This window comes from Schlesneria sphaerica, from assembly GCF_044336245.1.
Taxonomy (GTDB): domain Bacteria; phylum Planctomycetota; class Planctomycetia; order Planctomycetales; family Planctomycetaceae; genus Schlesneria; species Schlesneria sphaerica.
The window spans coordinates 4,852,557-4,873,279 of record NZ_CP172346.1 but is presented as its reverse complement, the minus strand read 5'-3'; the positions used below and the strand labels follow the sequence as shown (position 1 = coordinate 4,873,279).

Sequence of the window (20,723 nt, the reverse complement as noted above, 5' to 3'; positions counted from 1 at the left end):
CGAGTTTACGACAGCCCACGCGAGATGACTCGAAACACTACAGTCACTTAAACTTTGTGACGTCGTAGTAGCGATATGTGCCATCGTTCTGACGCGCCAGCTTTCGCAGGAAGTTCTTCGCCCCGCTCGCCTCAGAGACTTCCGGCCCGACCCCAAACTCGATGCTGTGAATACGCGTCTTATTCAGGTTCATCCTTTTGAGAGAAGCGAGATCTCCCTCATAGATGGGTGGCTCCTGTCCATCCGTCAGAAAGAAGATCACATCCGGTGCCAGCCGCAGTGCCAGTTCCAGTGCGGGAACATGTTGCGTTCCCGTACCGGGTTGAATCCCCGCAATCTTCTGTTTTGCCAGGGTCTTGTGAAGTTCTGTCGCGGCATAAAGCTCGGGCTTGTGGGCATCCCTCAGATGAAGCACGACCGGTTTGTCGTCGTAGAAAATGATGAGAAACTGCTGATCCCCTTCTAGCGCCTGCAGACTCGACACCAATGCCGCCTTGGCCACTTGCATCGAATTGTTGCTGGTCATACTGCCGGACGCATCAATGACGAACACCACCTTGGAACCTTCATCGCGAGTCCCCATGAAAGCCGCTCCAGGTGCCCCACCCTGGGTCCCCGTCGCCGCCGGCCGTTTTCCCCCTCCTGACCTTACCGGCTGACGCGGATCGGTAACGGTTGCTCCGGCAGGCAAGTTCACACCCGGACCAATCAGCATTTGACCGTCATCCTGAGGCAGAGACGTTTCCACCGGTGGCTGATCCGGAGTGACCTGAGTCGGAGCAAACGTATCCCGATTCGCGGGAACATCCGGTTGAGTCTCCACCAGTTCCCCGTCTCGCGCTTCACCCGGAATCAGCGCGTCGGGGTGAGCGCCCCGATCCTTGACCACGATCCCCACTTCACGTGACTCTTCCTCGGAAAATCCTACGGGAGGCCTGTCACAGCCGCGCAGGGAAATCGCAAAGAGGCCGAGGAAGGCCACGTGCGCGACGAACGATAAAACAGTCGACATGAACAGAGCGTGAGGAATCCAGTCAGGCAGCCCTCTCCCTGTCGAACCGCTCGATGGGGGATGGGCGGCCCTCTGGCCTGCTTTCACCAGCGAAGGCTCAAATCGATTCGCTGGCTTCACGTCTGTCTCCTGATCTGTGTCCGTTAAGGAGTCCCCTTCAGGACCTCCGCGTCCCTCGTTTCTCATCCTATCACCCGACGCTGGGCGTGGGAATTTCAAGTCTGGGCGTCTCAGCAGTGAGACCACGCCCGGGGCATCCGATGAATTGCAAGCGGACCGCCTGAGCTTCTGAGCATCCCCCAAAGCGGGTATCGTGGCCGATCGCGCCACACAGACATAGAATACCGTGAACCTGAAAACTCCTCGAATCGTGTCTCGACATCAACGAAGAGACTCAGCGGTCCCCTCTGACACTCTCTCCTCAAGACAGGTTGATCCATGTCCCGCTCGTTGACTCTCATGCCGGCCTGGGTCCCTGGGGTTCTCAGATTTGCCGGGGTTTACAATCTGGCATGGGGAATCTTTGTCATCCTTTTTCCGCAGCTTCCGTTTCGCTGGCTGGGACTCCCTGACCCAAACTATCCCTCACTGATCCAGTGTCTGGGTATGGTCATTGGTGTCTATGGAATCGGTTACTGGATTGCTGCCCGCGATGCTGCCACGCATTGGCCCATCGTTCTGGTGGGACTACTCGGCAAAATTTTCGGACCAATTGGCTTTGTTTACACGGCCCTGCGAGGTGAACTTCCCTGGAACTTCGGCGCGACCATATTGACGAACGATCTGGCATGGTGGATCCCCTTCACTGCCATTCTGTTTCATGCCGCGCGGATCAACGAAGCCCGTCGCACCACGACCGAAGGTCTCACACTCGAACAGGCGCTCCGGGCTGCTGAGACCCCCGATCATCGAAATCTTTTTGACCTCTCCTTCGAAGTACCGCTTTTACTCGTGTGCGTCCGCCACCTGGGGTGCACTTACTGCCGCGAAACGCTGTCTGACTTGGCGAGACAACGAGCCCAAGTGGATCAGGCAGCCCTGCGTCCTGTCATCATTCACATGGGTTCTCCTGAACAGGGTCGCGAGATGCTCTCCCGGTTTGGCCTGGACGATGTCGCCGCAGTGAGCGACCCGGACCGCCGACTCTTCCGAGCCCTCGAACTTCCCTTCGGGACGCTCGGTCAACTGATCAGCGTGAAAACCTTCTGGCGAGCGTTGGTCGACGGAGTTGTCTTTCGGTATGGATTTGGTCGTTTTGTCGGGCACGGCCTTCAGCTTTCCGGTGCTTTCGTGATCAAGAATGGCCGGATCGAACGAGCCCTTCGCCACAGCTCCCCAGCGGATCGAACCGACTTCTCACAGTTCAGTTGCCCGGTGAGATGACGCTCCTCTCTCGGACAATCGTCACCTGCAGATTCGAATTGGGGAATCGACATCCCCTGTGACGAAGTAAAGGTTGAAACAAAACAGACAGTCCAACACAGAGCGAGCCACAGGTAAAACTACCTGTGGCTCGCTCGTTGATCAGAGGCCCGCTTGCGTCACGCAGGCGGTGCCATCGGAATGCCGGCTTATGGGCGGAAAGCCCACTCGACGTGCATTGCTTTACTTACGCTTTTCGATCGCGGCCTTAACGGCGGCCCCCATGTCTGCAGGGCTCTTGGCGACGACGACACCAGCGGCTTCCAGTGCCGCCTGCTTTTCAGCAGCAGTACCACTTCCACCCGAGATGATGGCACCGGCGTGGCCCATTCGTTTTCCTGGAGGAGCTGTCGAACCGGCGATGAAGGCAGCAACGGGCTTGGTCACGTGCTGCTTGATGTATTCGGCCGCTTGAATTTCTGCGTTTCCACCGATTTCACCGATCATCAGGATCGATTCGGTCTTGGGATCCGCTTCGAACATGGCAAGCAGATCGATGTAGGTGGTCCCGATGATTGGGTCCCCACCGATACCGACGGCGGTGGTCTGACCCATGCCGATATTGCCCATCTGCCAGGCCGCTTCGTACGTCAGCGTACCGCTCTTGCTGATCAGTCCGACGGAGCCCTTCTTGTGGATGTAGCCCGGCATGATGCCGATCTTGGCCACACCGGGGGTGATGATCCCGGGGCAGTTGGGGCCGATCAGACGGCTGCGGCTGTTGACCATCGCCCGCTTGACGCGAGCCATGTCCAGCACAGGAATCCCTTCGGTGATGCAGACGATCAGATCGATCCCCGCGTCAGCCGCTTCCAGAATCGCGTCACCGGCGAACGGAGGTGGCACGAAGATCAACGAGCAGTTCGCGCCCGTCTTCTTCACAGCCTGCTCAACAGTGTTGAAGACGGGGAAACCATCGATTTCCGTCCCACCCTTGCCCGGGGTACATCCACCAACGAAGACGTCTTCGCCGGGACGGTGCTCTTGGGCATAGGCTCGGCACTGCTGGGAATGGAACAACCCGGACTTCCCGGTAATCCCCTGGCAAATGATCTTGGTATTTTTATCGACAAGAATGCTCATAGTGTTTGTCGCTGGCCTTCAGAAAGAACGAATAGGAATTTGTTGTCTGCTCAATTGTGGTTCTGGTGACGCGAGAAATCCGAGAAGTGACGTCGCCCGTCACTCCTCGATTCTCAACTTCACGCACCCAGCGACTTGACCGCCTTCTGAGCGGCGTCGGTCAGATCCGTTCCCACGATGATTGGCTTGCCGCTCTCGGCCAGCATCTTGCGAGCGAGATCCACATTGGTTCCTTCCAGTCGAACCACCAGCGGAACCTTGATTCCGATCTTGTCGTAGGCGGTCAACAGTGCGGTCACGATCGTGTCACACTTCATGATGCCACCGAAGATGTTGACCAGAATCCCCTTCACGTTGGGATCGGCGAGAATGATGCGGAATGCTTCCGTCACCTGGTCAACATTGGCGCCACCACCCACGTCGAGGAAGTTCGCGGGTGCTCCCCCGTGATACTTGATGATGTCCATGGTGCTCATCGCCAGTCCCGCACCGTTCACCAGACAGCCGAGGTTTCCGTCCAGCTTCACATAGCTCAGGCCGGAAGACTGAGCCTGCACTTCCATCGGCTCTTCTTCGGACAGATCGCGATGAACGAGCAGATCCTGGTGCCGGAACATGGCATTCTCGTCGAAGGCCACCTTCGCATCACCAACAACCAGATCCCCTTCCGCGGTCACGACCAGCGGATTGATTTCGACCATGCTGCAGTCACGGTCAATGAAGAACTGGGCCAGCTGTGTCAGCAACTTCTCGGCAGCGCGGACGGAAGGACCTTCCAGTCCGAGGCGATAAGCCAGATTGCGTGCCTGATATCCACGAAGACCTGCTTCGACGTCGAACGGCTCGTGCAGGATCTTTTCAGGAGTGTTGTGGGCGACGACTTCGATGTCCATCCCCCCTTCGGTCGATGCGATCAGAATCGGGCCACCGGTTTCACGATCAACGACAACGCCCAGGTACAGTTCCCGGGCGATCTTGAGGCCTTCTTCGACCAGCAGCGTACTGACCAGCTTACCTTCTTCACCCGTCTGGATCGTGACCAGCGTGCTGCCGAGCATGCGTGAGGCGTTATCCTTCGCCGCCTCGGCCGACTTCACCAGAACGACACCGCGCTGTTCGGGGTGCTCTTTGAAAGTTCCTTTACCCCGGCCCCCGGCGTGGATCTGCGATTTGACGACAGAGATTTCGCCACCCAGAGTGGTATAGGCGGCAGCCGCTTCTTCGGCGGTCTTGGCCACAATGCCTCGAGGAACCTTAACTCCGGCAGCAGCCAGCAGCTGCTTGGCCTGATATTCGTGAATCTTCATTGTTTGTCCTGTGGATGCGACGGCCAAAAACTGCCAGTCGGGGTTTTCTACCGACCGGGCGTCCCCGCATGATAACTCCCCAGATGCGATTGTTCCACAAGACCGCGAATGGACGAAAAACTCCCTCTCCACCCCAGATTCGCCACGCCCGCAGGGATCTTGCGGCAATGCCCCACCAACAACGCCCCACCAGAAACGGGGTTCGCGAAGATCAGCCAGGCCGCATCAGGGGAACCAATCGGAAATGCCTCCCCGCTCTGCCCGTTTTTCCGCTCATTCGCCCCTGAGCATCGGATCAGTCCTGTGAATCCCCGTCGTTTCCCCCGAATGAACTCCGCTCGAACCAGAGCCCTGATGGACATCGGGAGCCACGGATTCGGGATGTCGCTAGTGCCACCACCATCCTTGATCGGTTTTTCGATAGAGCGGAACTGGTCCAGATCACAGTCAAAAACGTCTGTCTGGAGAAAACCGAAGAATGTCGAAACGATACCAATGCGCCCACCGGGTCCAGCGCCACGGAATTACGGGCCAGACCGAACCATTCAAGACAATCACACTGAAACTGGTCTCGTTTGAAGCGCCCATCGGCAGGCAGACGACGAGCAACAATTCCGCACGACGTGAGCAGGTATGGCGTCTGAGCAATTCGCCATTTCCGCACGCCATCGGATCCGAGAACCGACATCGCCAGCCCATCCCCGCCCCCAGCCCGGAAATGCAGAAGGATTGTTCTTACCCCAACCTCTCAGAAATACGACGGGGGACCGCAGGACGCTTCGCGAGGGGAAAGATCGACCAGGTCACGCTGCGCATTGTCGGCAACCACCCCTCTCGCACCCGGCCTATTCGCACCCGGCACGAGCCAGAGACGGCGGCGGCGAGACTTGTTTCCCGAGTTTTCAAATAACGGCTGTACCAATCGTTCAGTCTGCAGCGGTCAGAAACCGCACTGCATCAAAGTTCCGCCCAACGAACGTCCGCCAAGGGAAAAGAGGCCCCCCGTGCCGCAGATGCTGGCCAGCCAGGCCAGTCCCCGAAAAACACCTAACTCCCGATCGATGCAGCAGATGCGACTGGCCACCGACTGGCCAAAGTTTGGCCAGCTGGCCAGTCGCTCCCCGGTGTCACCCGAAATCCCGAATGCGTGTCCCGGCCACCGTCGATCCCCCGTCCAGGCTTCAGTCGAGACGGGATCAGTGAAGCGCCGCTCTTGCCCAAGCCGCTGCTGTTTGAGGCGGCGGCTGTCTCACATTCGGCCAAAAGGTACCTCCCGCCCAAAGACTGGCCCCGCAAGTAGGCCCATCCTGAAATTGCAGCCCCCACTGCGGCCCTGCCGAGCAACTGATCACGCTCCAATGGAAGCGAAGCAACCGAAGTCTTCCGACCGCGAACGAACCCAGCCCAGGACGCAAACGCCCCAACCCCAAAAGCTCTCCACCGACCCCGAGTCGGTTGGAAGCAGCGACTGAACCGCTAAACAAGCAAAACCACCCAACCCAAAAAGCTCTCCACCGACCCTGCGTCGGTTGGAAGCAACGACTGAACCGCTAAGCAAACAAAAACGCCCAACCCAAAAAAGCTCTCCACCGACCCCGTGTCGGTTGGAAGCAACGACTGAACCGCTAAGCAAACAAAAACGCCCAACCCAAAAAAGCTCTCCACCGACCCTGCGTCGGTTGGGAGCAACGACTGAGCCGCTAAACAAGCAAAACCACCCAACCCAAAAAGCTCTCCACCGACCCTGTGTCGGTTGGGAGCAGCGAATGAACCGCTAAACAAACAAAACCACCCAACCCAAAAAGCTCTCCACCGACCCCCGTTTCAGTCGGAAGCAACGACTGAAAGCTGCCACGTGAGCAGTGTCGGCCACAACAACCGACACCGCGAGCCCAAACAGCCAGACATTTGGAAGAGGGCTCGCGCAGGATCGTCGAGCGAACAAGCGGCCCCGGATCAGATCAGCATCGACGCCACGGACAACTGTCGATGCGAATCAGGCTCAAACCCGGGCGCGGGCTTGCGCACGTTCTTGCAACCGACTCTGGACTCCTCAACGCAAAGCAGACTCGCTTTTCCCTGCGTCTCCATTTCAGGGGCGAGTCGTCACCGAAGCAGAGTCCCCGGCCGCTCATCCCCGGAATTGACAGAGAGCTGGGTTCACAACAGCGGGACGATTACTGACCAGCAATCCGGAGCCCTCTTACGAACTTATGGCATTCGATGCACTTCAGCGTCGTATCCATCCATTTCAGGGCGACTCCGTCGTAGTTCCGCTTTTCGGCTTCTTCGAGCAACTGGGTCGCACTGCGTTGAAACTCTGTGCTGAACTGCCGATACATGACATCGTTCTTGACCTGCCATTTCTCCGCCTTGCTCATTTCGACCAGTGACTTGGCACCACGGACAATACTCTCGGCGTCTTCGGAGACGAGTCCCTCCAGAATGGAACTTGATGCTTCCAGCTTCTTTCGCATGAACTTCGAGAGGTCGAGGTCTTCCTTCGCCTCCGGAACCGCTTTCTTAGGTTCGTCCGACTTATTTTGAGCCGTTGCCACGACGACAAAGAATGCCGTTGCGATTACGGGCAAGCACCAGATTAAGGCGACGTTCAGTTTTTTCAGCATCGTGGATTCTATTCCTGTCATTGGAGTTGAGAGAACACTCGTCTTCGTTGCCGTGTGAACCGGCCCCCGTCTCACGGGTTGGGAAATCCATTCAAATCATTTCGACGGTTGACTCGCCCCCCGGACATCCCGATGGCATTCGATGCAGCTCTTCGTGGCATCGAACCACTGCAGCGCGGCATTGTCAAAGTTGTTTTTCTCGGCCGCTTCCAGCAGCTTCCGTACGGCCCCGTTGAATTCCACAGAGTGTGCCCGGAATTTCGAGTCGATCAGGAATTTCCATCGTTCAGCCTTGCTCATCTCAAGCAATGACTTGGCCCCTCGTTGAATCATTTCGGAATCCTCGACGGTCAGTCCTTCCAGGATCTCCGACGACGCATCGAGCTTCTTGCGCATGAACGCACTGAGCGAGACGTCGGGTTCATCATCCTTAGCCTTATCCGCCCCTTGAGCAGTCCCCTCTGAGTGCCAGGCGAATCCCGCCATCACCAGAGCACCTGTGAAAGCAACACCCAGGACCGAACGCAGCAGTAACGTCAATGTGGCTCGCATACGAAAATCCATTTCTACTTAGTCGTCAATCATCAGGGGACAAGTCGCCGTAGAGTTCGCTTGAACGCTCTGAAAAACGGAACGGGCTCCGATGTCGTCATACCCTCAACGTGAAGCTCGCACAAGACGAGGTACCTCTCCCACCGTTTCACCAGGCATTCAAAGCAACACCCCCAGCACGAATGTGAACGACCGGCTTCAATGCACGCAGTGTGCCGTGAACCGCCATTCCTTCTGATTCACGATAAACCTGTGTATCGTGAATCAGAAGGAATTTGTAATTGACGATTTCCGGCATCTCAGAGTGGCGGAAAGTTTCCAGGTGACCAAAATTCAGACAGGCCATTGATGGTCCAACCGGACAGAAATCCAGCGCCGCAGCCCGATCGAGGAAGTCGTGTCAATCCGACAGAATCTTCGAAAAGCCTCCCCGCAGTTCACGTGCGAATGATTCTCGAGAGCGCCATGGATGGCATCATCTCCGTGAATGCGCGGCAGGAAATTATTCTTTTCAACCCCGCCGCTGAAGCCATTTTTGGCTGGAGCAGCGACGAGGTCCTCGGTCGACCAATCGACCTCTTAATTCCCCTGCGTTACCAGTCCCAGCATCGATCGTACGTCGAGCAGTTCGGCAAAGACCTCATCCAGAGCCGGCGGATGGGGGTGCAGCGGACGGTGATGGCCCTGCATCGTTCCGGGGTCGAGTTTCCGATCGAAGCCTCCATCTCGCACACGATCCTCGACGACGAGCAGGTGTATACGGTCATCCTTCGAGACGTGACCGACGCGGTTCGTCGGCGGCAGCAGATTGAACAGCAATCCCAAATGCTGGATCAGGTCTCGGACGCGGTCAATGTCGTCGACCCAACCGGTAAGATCACCTATTGGAACCACGGAGCGACCAATCTGTTCGGCTGGTCCGCTCAAGAAGCCATCGGTCAGAACGCCAGTGAACTCTTTTTCCGAGATAGCTCTGAACTCTGGCAGACGATCCTGCGAGAGACCAACAAACGAGGATCCTGGACGGGTGAACTGACCAAGATGACTCGCACCGGAAAATCCGTGATTGTGGATCACCGGCGCACCATCCTGAAGGAGGGGAACGAACTCAAGGGGTATCTGTGTATCGACATCGATATCACCGACCGCAAAAAACACGAGCGGATTTCGCTGCGCAGCCAGCGATTGGAAAGCATCGGAACCCTGGCCGGTGGAATCGCACATGACCTGAACAATGTCCTGACCCCGATCCTCATGGGGGCCAAACTCCTCTCCTCCGACCGCGCGCCGGCTAACCGTCAAGGACTACTCGACACGATGGTCGCCAGCGCTCGGCGGGGTGCCGCTCTGATTCAACAGTTACTGGCGTTTGCCGGCGGGATTCAGGGCGAACGGCAACCCATCCACATTGGCCAGCTCATCCATGAAACTCGCGGACTGCTGGAGCATACTCTCCCGAAATCCATTCAGATCATCACGAAAATTGCTTCGAACGTCCCCCCCGTCATGGGTGACGCGACGGAACTCTCGCAAATCCTGATGAACTTATGCATCAACGCGCGCGATGCCATGCCTCAGGGTGGCGAACTGACCATCGAAGCCGAACCGATTCATTTCTCCCGAAATACGCCACTCCCCCACCCGGATGCCCATGACGGAACCTACCTGCACCTGAAAGTTGCTGACACCGGTTGCGGGATGACATCAGAAGTCCTCGATCGAATTTTCGACCCGTTCTTCACAACCAAAGATCTGGGCAAAGGGACCGGCCTGGGACTCGCCACAGTCCAGGGGATCGTCAAAAGTCACGGCGGATTCATCCTGGTCTACAGTGAGCCCGGTGATGGATCTTCCTTCTCCATCTATCTGCCGACCGCGACAACCTTGCCGACCTCGACGAGTGAGACATCCAGCAAAGAGCCCATTAGAACGGGTGATGGTCGCTGGATACTACTGGTCGATGATGAGGCGATAATTCTTCAGATGACAGAGGCTGTTCTGGAAGCGAACGGCTATCACGTGATCACCGCCAGCGACGGTCCCTCGGCCGTGCAGAAGTTTTCGGAAGACCCCGGCAAGATCTCTGCCGTCTTGCTGGACATGATGATGCCCGGCATGGATGGTTTTCAGACGCTGGAAAAACTGCTTCAGATTGACCCGAATGTCAAAGTCATTGCCTGCAGTGGACTGGGAACGGCCCAGCGCGAACGAAAGGCCGTCGCGGCAGGTGCCAAGATTTTCCTGTCAAAGCCCCACTCAGACGACCAGTTGCTCGACGCTCTTCTACGCCTTTCGCAAGTGGAAGCCGCGCCGTGATGAGCATGTGAATTGTCGAATCGCCGCGATAAAATCAACGAAACCATGTTCCGCTCGCACAGGAGCAGGCGAATGTGAACTTACCGATTGCACAAAATTATGCCGAAACTCTTAGTGGTGGATGATGACAATCTGATTCTGGATTGCTTTCGTTACGCATTTCCAGAGGAACAGATCACAATCCTGACGGCCGCATCGGCAGCCGAGGCACTTTCTCAATTTCGCCAGCAGTCGTTCGATGCCGTCATCACGGATATCCGATTGCCAGACGGTTCTGGCCTGAAGCTGATGGAAGAATTTCAGCGATTGGACCACAAAGTGCCTGTGATCCTGATGACCGGACACGGGACGGCAAGCACCGCGATTGAAGCGATGCGAAGTGGAGCGTTCGAGTACCTGCTGAAACCGCTGGATGTCGACCATCTCCAGTCCGTGATCGACCGGGCGATGGAAGCTTCTCGTATGACTCGCACACCAGCCAAAATCGCCACCGACCCTGAAGTCGATGAGACGGAAGGAGATCTGCTGGTCGGTGAATGCCCCGCCATGCAGGAAGTCTATCGTCAGATCGGTCGAGTCGCAGGACAGGACGTCACGGTGCTGATCCTGGGGGAAAGCGGTACGGGGAAGGAAGTCGTCGCGCGTGCGATCTATCAGTACAGCAAGCGTGCCAGCAGGCCCTTCCTGGCGATTAACTGCGCTGCCATTCCCGAAACCCTGCTGGAAAGCGAACTGTTCGGCCACGAAAAGGGAGCGTTCACCGGCGCCGATCGCAAGCGAATCGGAAAATTCGAACAATGTGACGGCGGCACGTTGTTCATGGACGAGATCGGTGACATGACTCCCCTGACCCAGACCAAGATCCTGCGCGTCCTGCAGGATCAACAGTTTGAACGAGTCGGCGGTACCGAACAGGTCCACACCAACGTGCGACTGATCGCGGCAACCAATCGCAATCTGGCCGAGATGATGGCCAGGGAAACATTTCGCTCCGATCTATTCTATCGGTTGAATGTTTATACGATTCATCTGCCACCACTGCGCGAGCGGAGCGGTGACATCCCCCTGCTGGCCAGGTATTTCCTGAAGCGGTTCAGCCGCGAGCTCGGCAAGAACATCAGCGTAATCGCCCCGTCCGCGATGAATCTTCTGACGACCTACACCTGGCCCGGCAATCTGCGAGAACTGCAAAGCGCCCTGAAACATGCCGTCGTTGAAGCAACCGGCCCGTTGATTCTGCCGGAGTTCCTTCCTCCAACGGTACGCCCAACCCGTGCGGACTCACCCCCGACGATCGAACTGAGTTCCTCCGCGGGTAACTGGGACTCCGTTTCGGAAGAGGGTTTGGTCCAGTTTATTCAACAACAGATTCAATCACACACAGAAACCCTCTACGACGACGTCATCCGAAGAGTCGAGCGGGTCATGCTGCTGGAACTGTTAAAACACGTCGACGGAAACCTCAGCCGCGCCGCCGCCACCCTCGGAATCTCCCGCTCCACCCTAAGAACAAAACTCGCAGCCCTCGGCCTGAACCTCGACCGATCCGTCCGCCTGTCGGAAGGATGAGTACGGCTGCTAAAAATGTTGTCGTGCCGATCGCAGCGTAACTCGTCACATCTCCAACACTGAAACCGCGAGAGTTTAGTTGAGCTGTTCACGTGCACCAATTCTCGCTCCTTCAAGCCCATACAATCTCAGAATCTGCCCTATGGAACTTCGTTTCTACGATTCGAAACTTGAACCCACGCCTTTCTCCAAAGCCCTTCTGCGAAAACGGAACACGTCCGATAGCTCCTTCTGCCGATGAAAGTGCGTGGTAGATCTGAGAGGCTATTGCTGACTGTGCCCCGAAAGAGTTTCCAGAACCAGATTGCTTCGGTGGCGTAGAGTTCCCGCTATTTCCTGTCTAACATTGCGTAATTCGAGGCTGAAACGGAGGCTGCATCCGACAACCTGCGGGAACGAATTGAGAACACATTCGCTGTGGTGGGACAGGCTTCCGCTGCGGGTGGATGCGTTGGCAATTGGTAAGTTGACGAGCAAACAATGCCTGAACAAGCAAAAGACCGGAGCCGCCGACCGTTCGTGTTGACAATGGACTGCTTGCGGCGCCCACAATCACCGCAGGCGTTTTGCATGAAAATGGGAACCGGTGTATCGCAGAACGCCCACGGACGGGACGAGAGCATTCGCAAACTTCGGATGTCTGATTGTCTTAATGCTCGTGACAGTTATCCTCGATGTTCTGTTAGTTGGGATTCGTTGGGCTCGAAATCGCGGTGCATCTCCGGTTGCGGCACTTTCCTGGGGCTTCGCGAGCGTCGCGTCATTCGTCGGAGTGCTAATGTCGGCCCGGCACGACAATGTTGTAGCGGAGTTCTCGCAGTTCGAGTTTCTCCAGGATCTGAACATAGGTTTCTTCGTCCATCCATTTCGGAAGCGGTGGACGGACCCATTCGATCAAATGATCGTACTTGCTCAAGCGTTTGCCGCGTCGAAAATTGGAATGACGCAGCTGATGTTTCCGAGCGCAGGTCTGCACCCCTCGTTGAAACAAGAGCGCAATCATCATGAACGAACAGGAGTACCGGTCCATCACGGCGATCTCACCCGGCGCCATCGTTTCGAACATCGATCGTAACAACGCGGATTCCCCGGTTTCTTTCCCCGAATAGGGACCGATCGCGAGATTCATGACAGCTGCCATCGCCAACGAAATGTTGGCCACACTGCGTGCAATCGGAAACCCGACTCCAGGCTTCTGTGCCTTCTGCTGTGGGTACTGAGCTTGATTCGCGGGAGTGCCAGGCATCGTGAACGTGCAGCCATCAATCAGCTTGGCCTGCCGACCTTTCCAGAACCACCCCGGGTCGGCTTGAGATTGGGTCTGGGCGGCCCCCCCCCTGCTTAAGTCACGCAGGGCCGCCTCGGAAAGCTTGCCTCGCGCTCGACAATAGTCCCTCGTGTCAGACGTGGGGACAGGAGCACCGTGCCGCTGCTGAAACGCCACGATGCGAGCCACGGTGGCCTGGCAAGAGGACTCCTTGCCGTCACGCAAGACCTGGCGCAAGAATGACCACAGCACGACGGCCGTGGAATAGATCCGACCGACCCCAAACAGATTGTCGTGCTTTCGAAAGATCCGTTCGATCCGCTCTGCCGAAAGCACACTGGCAAAGAGCACGTCCGGTTGCGAGCGAAAGCTGGCGACGATTCTTCGAAAATCGCTGCTGCGACGGCTTGGAAATTTTGGTAAGCCATCCATGAAAAAACCCGCCTTGGATCTTGTGCGGCAAACACACCAAGGAGGGCCATGGTCTTAGTACCAAGGAAGGCATCTTCATTCAATACCATCCTCAGCAAAGTGATTCTTATCGAATTTAATCACTTTGTTCCAGACGAGCTTGCGCGCAGGCCAACGCGCGACTGTGCCATTCGGACCTGCCCCCCTTTTTCTTCTCGCGAAACAGATGAGCAGACAAGATTTGAACTGAACGGCTTGATACTTCGTCGTGTATCCTGGCCCGAAATGGAGTGGCTGCTGCATTTGAGCATTCACTTCGAACAGGGTGATATGGCCAACGTCGGTATGTCGCGTCAATGCGAATAGAATCGATTCCAGTTCTTTCGGTTGTCTGGCATTCGCACTTAGCCTGTTAGAGTCTTTCGTTTCTACATGAAGAGTCGGAAATCGTACGATTTCGGATTAAAAGACGATAGAAGTGAGCCAATCCTTGCGATCTCATTTGAAGACTGCACGGTAGCTGGAAGCTTTGTGTACAAATCAAAGGTGTTCCAGTTCATCTTTGACAAACCAAGTATCTGTTCAGCCATTTCTCGCAAGTCCGAACTTCCCCCGTGCCTCCTCAGCACCAGTGGTGCAGGAATTCGCCGCTTCCCTTGATAGTAGCGACGCCCCCCGCTGACTGCTGAAGTAACTCCATGCACCCAAAGCAATGCGGTGAAATCGTCCAGACGCACGACGCTTCCTCGTCGGACGGGGTAATTATCTTCCCTTAAATTGCCACCGGAATCTACGTGCGATGCGATATAGCGGAGCGACTCGTCGATCACGACTTCCAGCATCTCGATTTGAGACACACCGCTCAATCCCTCTCTAAGTCCGATCTGTTCCTCAGGTGTGAATCTGGTTCGTTTGTGGATTACAACCCGCGTGGGAAGTTTGGACCGCGATTCGAAGAAAAGCTCTCTGACTTGCTCGCCAATTCGCCGCGCGTCTTCGCGGGAGAGAAACGGATTGCGGCCATAGAAAATCGGGTTTTCGACTTGGCTCAGCCGATACTGAAGTCCTTCACCACGCGAGCTGTAGATGTGGCTGCAACCCATCACCACATGCTTGCCACGTTCGCGTGTGCTGTCGACGCTCGTCCCCAAGCCAACAAATGCTGTGTCGCGATCCAGGCCCTCGAGCACCCAAGGGGTTCGCATCGCCTTGACGTAAAATGCCAGTGAAAGCCACCACCAGACCCGGCATTGGAGCGAGTCCGACACCGTGCTCTGATCCAGGAACTGGGTGCCGATGCCACGCTGAACGCTGCTCGCCTTTACGAAGTCGTGCACATCGAATTTCTCCGTCTCAGTCGAATAGCTACGCAGTTTGGCCCAGCGTTCAGGGAAGAATATCAGAATCACGTTTGGTGCATGCGACGCTTGCAAGCCGTCGATGCAGCGATTGATGTTGCGGGCTACTTCAAGCGTCATCGCACGCTCGTCACTACCAGTCGGTTCTGGGCATATTGCCCATCCATTCGAGTTTGGCTCGGCGACAAGGAGATCGACTCCGAACGCCCGACGAAAACCAGGGTATTCAGGCAAGTAGTCTGCTTCGTACCTCCCTGGGGTGATGCTTCTGGAAGAGCTTTGCAGATAACTCTGCAACTGCCTTGACTCTGCCTTCGGGCAAACAATCCCCAGGCGAATATCCGAACTGAGTTGCTGCTTCGTTAGCGAAAAATCAAACGGTCGATTCGTCAACACTCCTCGGACTGGATGGGCATCACTTCCAGTGCCATTGCCTGCTCGATTCGAAAACAGTAAAGCTGGCTCGTTGATCTCAACGCCTCGCTGTTTGAGAAACACTCGAAGACGAGGTTGTACTTGGATTCTGGGTGCGTCTCGCCCACCGAACATCTCGGCGAAAGCGGGAGCCTTGCGAATCAGATATCGAAAGCCGGAACCTGTGCCAGGGGGATACTCATACTCCTTTTGTGCTGCATCGGTTGAGAAGAGCGACTGGCGCCAGAAGTTCACTGCCTCGTTGAATTCCTTGTTGTGCTGGTATCCCAGAACACGCAGCTTAATCGGATTCGCGATCTCTTTGGGGGCGACTTCGCCGGAAAGGGTAAACACTTTGACTGAGGGCTTGAGTACCAGGTAAGCCCGGTTCTCGATTTGCCTTAACGAAATAAACACCGATTCACAGACGGTGTAGACAGTACCTTGTGAATGCTCACGCTTTGACCTTTGCGGTGCCCATAATTCTCTGGTTCCATCGGTCTGAAACTGTGTGCCAGTGACCATCCTGCGAACCAACGCCGTTCGCAAAAGCGAAGTGATTGCTCCATCCTCATTGCGCAAGTAGTTGCCATAGAGCGGCGTTCGCTTTGGACGGTCTTTGACGTTATCGCCAAAGCATGACGTGATGTCATCGAGAGTGCCGAAGGCCAGAATCTGTCCCTTGAACGGAACGGCGACCACGTTCTTGCCTGCCGTTTGATCGCGAACCCACTGCCAGACTGCTTCTGTCGGCATCTCCTTCAGCTCGACAGTGATTGCCTCTGAGGGACACTCAATTTCGAATGCATTGCTTTTCAAGACGGCGGTCGGGTGATCGCCGTCGATCTGGAATGGCAGTCGACTCACCGATGTGCCACCAGCATTCTCAGCTACCAACTTCGATACCTGCTCTTGCCCATTGGAATCTAAGCAATGAAGGGCCAGGCGAGACATTAGGTCATCGAATCCCTGCGTCGGAACGATGTAGGCTGCGCGCCCGTGAGTGCGTGCATGCCGAACAAGGTCAACGACTCCTGGAGCAACATGGTTCGGGTCCTGAACGCACCAATAAAGGGTACCTGATCCGGTTCGACCGAAGCCCTCGTTAAAAGCTCGCATCACGGACGCATCTCGGCCACTGTATCCGCACACAATCGTTGGCGTGTTGGTCAGTTCCTGGACGAGAGCTTGTTCGAGTTCCCGCTCCTGGTCCTGTAACTCCTGCTGTGTGTTTTTCAATGCGTCGTAGCGGTAGTCCCCGTGGAGTGAAACGATCAGCACTTCACCTGAGCTTGCGGGCCTGATGATGCGGTGCCTCGAGTCAATTCCAACCTCTACAGGCGTGAGCTGGCACTCCCCAATCGCCCGACTTGCGAGTTGGTCGAAATTCGTAGTCCAGACGGAGCGGATCAGCCCTTGCTTAGCAAGTATGCCGTTAATGCGGTATCCGATATGCGGATTCGCGAGACGTACTTTCTCCTGAAAGAATGCACGGCGACTGTCGGGGATTGGGTAGCACGATTCGATGTAGACACCGTATTCGTCGGGGTCGCCCGCTTTGGGGTACAGCCCTTGCCTATCGAGCCATCGCTGAATGCGCGCCTGAACGCTTGCAAGAGTCAGTTCAGAGAACTGTGATTCGAGCCCGATATTGTTCGTGAGAAAGATGCTTCGCTTCCAATCCCAAATGCACATCTGGGCTGAAGGCATTCCGGACGAAATCGACGCGCCCGCCCCCAAGAACAGCGCATGAGGTGTAAGTCGAGCGGCTCCAATCGCCCGAACAAACGCATCAAGAGGAATGATCTCATCGGGCATCAAGAATCCTCTCCAGCAACATCCACCGCCCGCATGGCATCTGCCGCGCTTTGTGAAAGCATCGCGTTCAATTGATGCGGTGCAATGTTTGCAGCCTTGAGACGCGCAACGGCTGAAGTGCGCCAGGCGAGATTTCCTACACCTGGAAACGTTCTTCTGAGGTCACGTAATGTTCGGAGCGCCTCTTGCGCCCAAGTACAGAAATGATCACGGGACCAATATCGCACTTTGCGCAACGTAGGGACCGCGCCTTTGGAAGCCTTCGTGCACGGCGTGATCACGACAGGAATAATCTCGATGCTGTCCGGCAACGTTAGATTCTCGCGGAGCCAGTCTGGATGTGAGGCGGCTTGCCGCGCTTTCCTTGCCGGAAAGACAGTCCCACTGTTGGCTTCGGCATGGTCTTCGAAAACGAAAACGGTGTCATCAGCCATCCACCACGGATCAGGAGCAGCTTCGTCAGTTGAATTGCCAGCAGTGAATCCGAGCATCTTCCCCAAACGCTCGTGGCCACCTTCAAAAAGAATGCCATCATCCGTCTGAAGGATGGCGTCAAGGATTGCTCGTTCTTCGGCGTCGTACTTCCGATCGTGGATTGTTCCAAGTTCGTCGAAGGTTAGTTCAATGCGTTCGACTAACGCAGTTACCCCTACATCTTCATCCTCAGCCACTGTTTCTGTCGGCGATGCGCTAGCGTGGCTGAGGCCCACGAGCCAGCGCAACACAGGGGCAGCAGCTTGGGCCTTTCTGAAGTATTCCTTGACCAAGCTGTCGTCCGGCAGTTGGCCTGCCTTAAACGCAAGCCAAGCAGCGGAGCCAGCGAGATACAGCCACAGTGCGCGGTAACCTCGGAGATCTGCATGATTGAGTTTTCCAAGTACCGTCCGACAATGTTGCAACGCAGAAGAGTAATCTGCACTCCAAAGTGCGTACTGATACTCCAACTCCGCAGGCACGGCGTTCGCCAAATCTTCCGTTGCCCCGAGCGTGCGTTGAGTAAGCCCAGCGCGAAGTCCAAGGATCGCTTGATCAGCCCCCTCCCAATCCGAATCTTGCTTCAGAAAATGGTCAAGATTGAGCAGCATTTCATGCGCAGTGGAGTCTCGTGATTGTTCGATACCAAACTCAAGTTCCGCCTGAATTTCCGGATGGAAAAATTCGCGATTCTCCTTTTTGAAGAGGTAGTTGTTCAGAGTCTCTCCAAGAATCACGATTGCGGCATAATCGTTTGGAGACCGCGTACACCGACCAAAGCCCTGCACAAGTCGCGTAAGAATACGGTCATCAAGCAGCAATTGTGCGGTGACGCGGAGCACAAAAAAACGTTCCTGCAGATTCGCGCCCCCCGGAAGCCCATCAGTCGCGAGCAGACGGCAATCTTCGTCGATCAGATCAATCCCGTCGTAACGATTGGCGATTACGGCAACAGCGTTTTCGCGTTCTACGAAAGGTTTCTTCGAAACCTCAAGCTGCGACGCGTCAAACACCGTGCAGTCCAAGTCAGATTCAATCTGCTTAGTGGCTTTTTGGGCCGATGCGTCGTCAGGCACAAGATACAGCGCCCTGCCAGCTCTCTTGATCGCTTGGCTTGTGAGTGACGCCGTTTCAACGTCATCAAGTGATCGCTTTGGAAAGATGAAAAATCTCCGCCCAATTCCTTGTATGTCCCAGCCAGCGGGAACTGGGATCTTGTGGATCGGATAGCGCCCAGTGACGCGTTCCAAATCACCTCCTGATCCCAAAGTGGCTGACATGTACAGTCGCTGACGTGCTCCGGCGAACGGTGCATGCGCGTTTGATGGCGGGATCAACGGGCGAATCAGGATCGCTCGTCGCGACAGGTACAAGTGACACGCCTGAAGCGAGTCTCTGAGAATACTCCAAGTGTATCGCAGATTCGTGTTCTTCGTATGCTCATCCAATAGTGCCACAAGTTCAGGCACCAACGATTGAAACGCCGGAGTAGGAAGTTTTTCCACCCACTGTGGATCTTCAGCATCTCCCTCGGTTGGAGCGAATTTGCACTGATCAGCATGTGGAAGCACTGATCTCAATAGACCGATCAACGCTGAGAAGATCCCCGCGTGCGTTGAATCTGAGCGGTCAATTTGGAGCGACCAAAAATTAGCTACGTAGTTTTCAGCCGAGTGCGCATCGTCGAGGATGATCACATTGGGGTCGGAAAAGAACGGGTTCGTATTGAAGAGGCTGCTGTAAGTGGTAACCGCTAACACTTCGCTATTTTGCCAATCGGCAGCTTTTTTGGAATCGTACTGTGACCGCTTCCCGGTGAAAGCATGGAGATCCATCCCATACTTTTGTACTGCCTGTTCCGCCACTTGATTGACCAGTTGGCGTGTCGGACACAAATAGACGACACGCTCTCCGTATTTTCGGCGTCGCCATTCCCCAATTAGGAGGCCGACGAGTGTTTTACCACTTCCAGTTGGAAGCTGCAGTGCAATGTCCGCATACTGCAAATGGACGTCCATGTAACTTCGTAAGAGGTCCGCTTGATGTGACAACGGTCCTGGCACCGTGCGTTTACGCAAATCGCGAAACATCGATTCAGGATCGTCAGCGGTAGGCGGGTTTTGTTTGGGAAGCTTGAATGCCATTCAGTGCCGCCTGTTTCCTCTGTTTCTGTTAACATGTGCCGCTGAATAACATGTGCCGCTGAATTTGTCATTGCCGGGGCGGAGAACGTATCATCTTGCAATCAGGTCGTTTCGGAAAGCGAACACAACAACATATTGGTGTCTGCAACGCGCGTCAAACCATAGTGTTCAGATCGATTCCATTTCGAAGACGCAGTTCGGCTGATCTTCGCCAACAAGCCCAGCCCCGTTGGTTCTCATGCTGCCGCAACTTTCGCAGATGCGTTCAACCTCTCGGTGCGCGGCGACTAAGGCTTAGCGGATTTTCACCGCTACGGGACCTAGCAGGAGCTTATCTTCCTTCAAACTACGCGAATATGCAGCATTAACTCAACGAGCGATGGCTGAAATACGAGCGTTGCTTCGGCATAAGGGAACTTCGAACATCACACGCATGCCAGGCATTTCATGAAACCTACCAATCTCGACTGCCACTGCCATCCTGACCGATTCGAGAATCCGATTGCAATCGAGAAGGAGGCAGAACACCGTCGCACATCCATCATTGCCGTAACAAATCTGCCCAGCCACTTCCGCGTACGACTTCCGAATGTTCACGGATTGTCTCAGGTGAGACTGTCACTCAGATTGCATTCTCTCGTTGGGTGGTCCGACCGGCTTTGCCCTAAAACTCCCTCTTGCCCCATAAGTATCTAGCCTACCCCAAAAAGGGCGAAGACACAAAGAGTCAACGAGAAGCCGACCGCCACTTGGTGAGTCGGCTTCTTTCGTTTACTTCGAGAAACTCGTGAGAAATGATATGTGTGTACCGATTGATAATCGAGCACATTGACTCCCGTCCCGGCCAATGAAATCGGTTCGACAATCGTTCGCAATGGCTGTGAATTCACATGAGATGGCTTCGGGGGTGTGCGTTTATTTTCACTGTGGAGCAATCCTCTATTGCGTC

At 55.6% G+C, this 20,723-nt stretch carries 13 protein-coding genes; 5 read left to right on the top strand and 8 right to left on the bottom strand.

All coding sequences use genetic code 11. The features are described 5' to 3' along the window. Positions 1-43: 43 nt before the first annotated feature. On the bottom strand, positions 44-1,132 hold the full coding sequence (locus ACGY09_RS17755; RefSeq protein ID WP_397568777.1) for a VWA domain-containing protein: 1,089 nt from the start codon (positions 1,130-1,132) through the stop codon (positions 44-46). A 318-nt stretch (positions 1,133-1,450) separates the two neighbouring features. On the opposite strand from ACGY09_RS17755, the gene ACGY09_RS17750 reads away from it, so the two are divergent. Then, positions 1,451-2,395, top strand: a complete 945-nt coding sequence (locus ACGY09_RS17750; RefSeq protein ID WP_397568776.1) for a hypothetical protein — start codon at positions 1,451-1,453, stop codon at positions 2,393-2,395. Positions 2,396-2,617: 222 nt separating this feature from the next. Here the strand turns inward: ACGY09_RS17750 and sucD are convergent, their stop codons facing one another. Together sucD and sucC are read right to left on the bottom strand one after the other, a co-directional pair. Next, on the bottom strand, positions 2,618-3,517 hold the full coding sequence (gene sucD / locus ACGY09_RS17745) for a succinate--CoA ligase subunit alpha (protein WP_397568775.1): 900 nt from the start codon (positions 3,515-3,517) through the stop codon (positions 2,618-2,620). Between the two features lie 119 nt (positions 3,518-3,636). Continuing rightward, complete coding sequence (gene sucC, locus ACGY09_RS17740; protein WP_397568774.1) at positions 3,637-4,824, bottom strand: ADP-forming succinate--CoA ligase subunit beta; 1,188 nt, start codon at positions 4,822-4,824, stop codon at positions 3,637-3,639. A 478-nt stretch (positions 4,825-5,302) separates the two neighbouring features. Here sucC and ACGY09_RS17735 point away from each other — a divergent pair, with 478 nt between their 5' ends. Beyond that, entirely contained in the window at positions 5,303-5,734 is a 432-nt protein-coding gene (locus ACGY09_RS17735; protein ID WP_397568773.1) for a hypothetical protein, read from the top strand. A 1,267-nt stretch (positions 5,735-7,001) separates the two neighbouring features. Here ACGY09_RS17735 and ACGY09_RS17730 read toward each other — a convergent pair. Both ACGY09_RS17730 and ACGY09_RS17725 read right to left on the bottom strand, forming a co-directional pair. After that, the gene (locus tag ACGY09_RS17730) at positions 7,002-7,451 is read right to left on the bottom strand and encodes a hypothetical protein (RefSeq protein ID WP_373653649.1); all 450 of its coding nucleotides are present in this window, start codon (positions 7,449-7,451) and stop codon (positions 7,002-7,004) included. Positions 7,452-7,547: 96 nt separating this feature from the next. Next, positions 7,548-8,003, bottom strand: coding sequence for a hypothetical protein (locus ACGY09_RS17725; RefSeq protein WP_397568772.1), 456 nt, complete (start codon positions 8,001-8,003; stop codon positions 7,548-7,550). Between the two features lie 348 nt (positions 8,004-8,351). Between ACGY09_RS17725 and ACGY09_RS17720 the strand changes: the two genes are divergently transcribed. Next, positions 8,352-10,319 carry a PAS domain S-box protein gene (locus tag ACGY09_RS17720; RefSeq protein WP_397568771.1) on the top strand — a complete coding sequence of 656 codons (1,968 nt, stop codon included), beginning with the start codon at positions 8,352-8,354 and terminating at the stop codon, positions 10,317-10,319. Between the two features lie 99 nt (positions 10,320-10,418). Further along, a complete protein-coding gene (locus tag ACGY09_RS17715) occupies positions 10,419-11,888 on the top strand; it encodes a sigma-54-dependent transcriptional regulator (RefSeq protein ID WP_397568770.1) in 1,470 nt (489 codons plus the stop codon). Between the two features lie 775 nt (positions 11,889-12,663). Here the strand turns inward: ACGY09_RS17715 and ACGY09_RS17710 are convergent. Beyond that, positions 12,664-13,587 (bottom strand): hypothetical protein, encoded by a 924-nt coding sequence (locus tag ACGY09_RS17710; protein ID WP_397568769.1) that lies wholly within the window; start codon positions 13,585-13,587, stop codon positions 12,664-12,666. Positions 13,588-13,635: 48 nt separating this feature from the next. On the opposite strand from ACGY09_RS17710, the gene ACGY09_RS17705 reads away from it, so the two are divergent. After that, positions 13,636-13,932, top strand: coding sequence for a hypothetical protein (locus ACGY09_RS17705; RefSeq protein ID WP_397568768.1), 297 nt, complete (start codon positions 13,636-13,638; stop codon positions 13,930-13,932). 62 nt (positions 13,933-13,994) lie between these two features. Here ACGY09_RS17705 and ACGY09_RS17700 read toward each other — a convergent pair whose 3' ends face one another. Further along, complete coding sequence (locus ACGY09_RS17700; RefSeq protein WP_397568767.1) at positions 13,995-17,156, bottom strand: SIR2 family protein; 3,162 nt, start codon at positions 17,154-17,156, stop codon at positions 13,995-13,997. Continuing rightward, positions 17,156-19,774, bottom strand: coding sequence for a DEAD/DEAH box helicase (locus ACGY09_RS17695; RefSeq protein ID WP_397568766.1), 2,619 nt, complete (start codon positions 19,772-19,774; stop codon positions 17,156-17,158). The genes ACGY09_RS17700 and ACGY09_RS17695 overlap by 1 nt, the downstream gene beginning before the upstream one ends. Positions 19,775-20,723 lie beyond the last annotated feature (949 nt).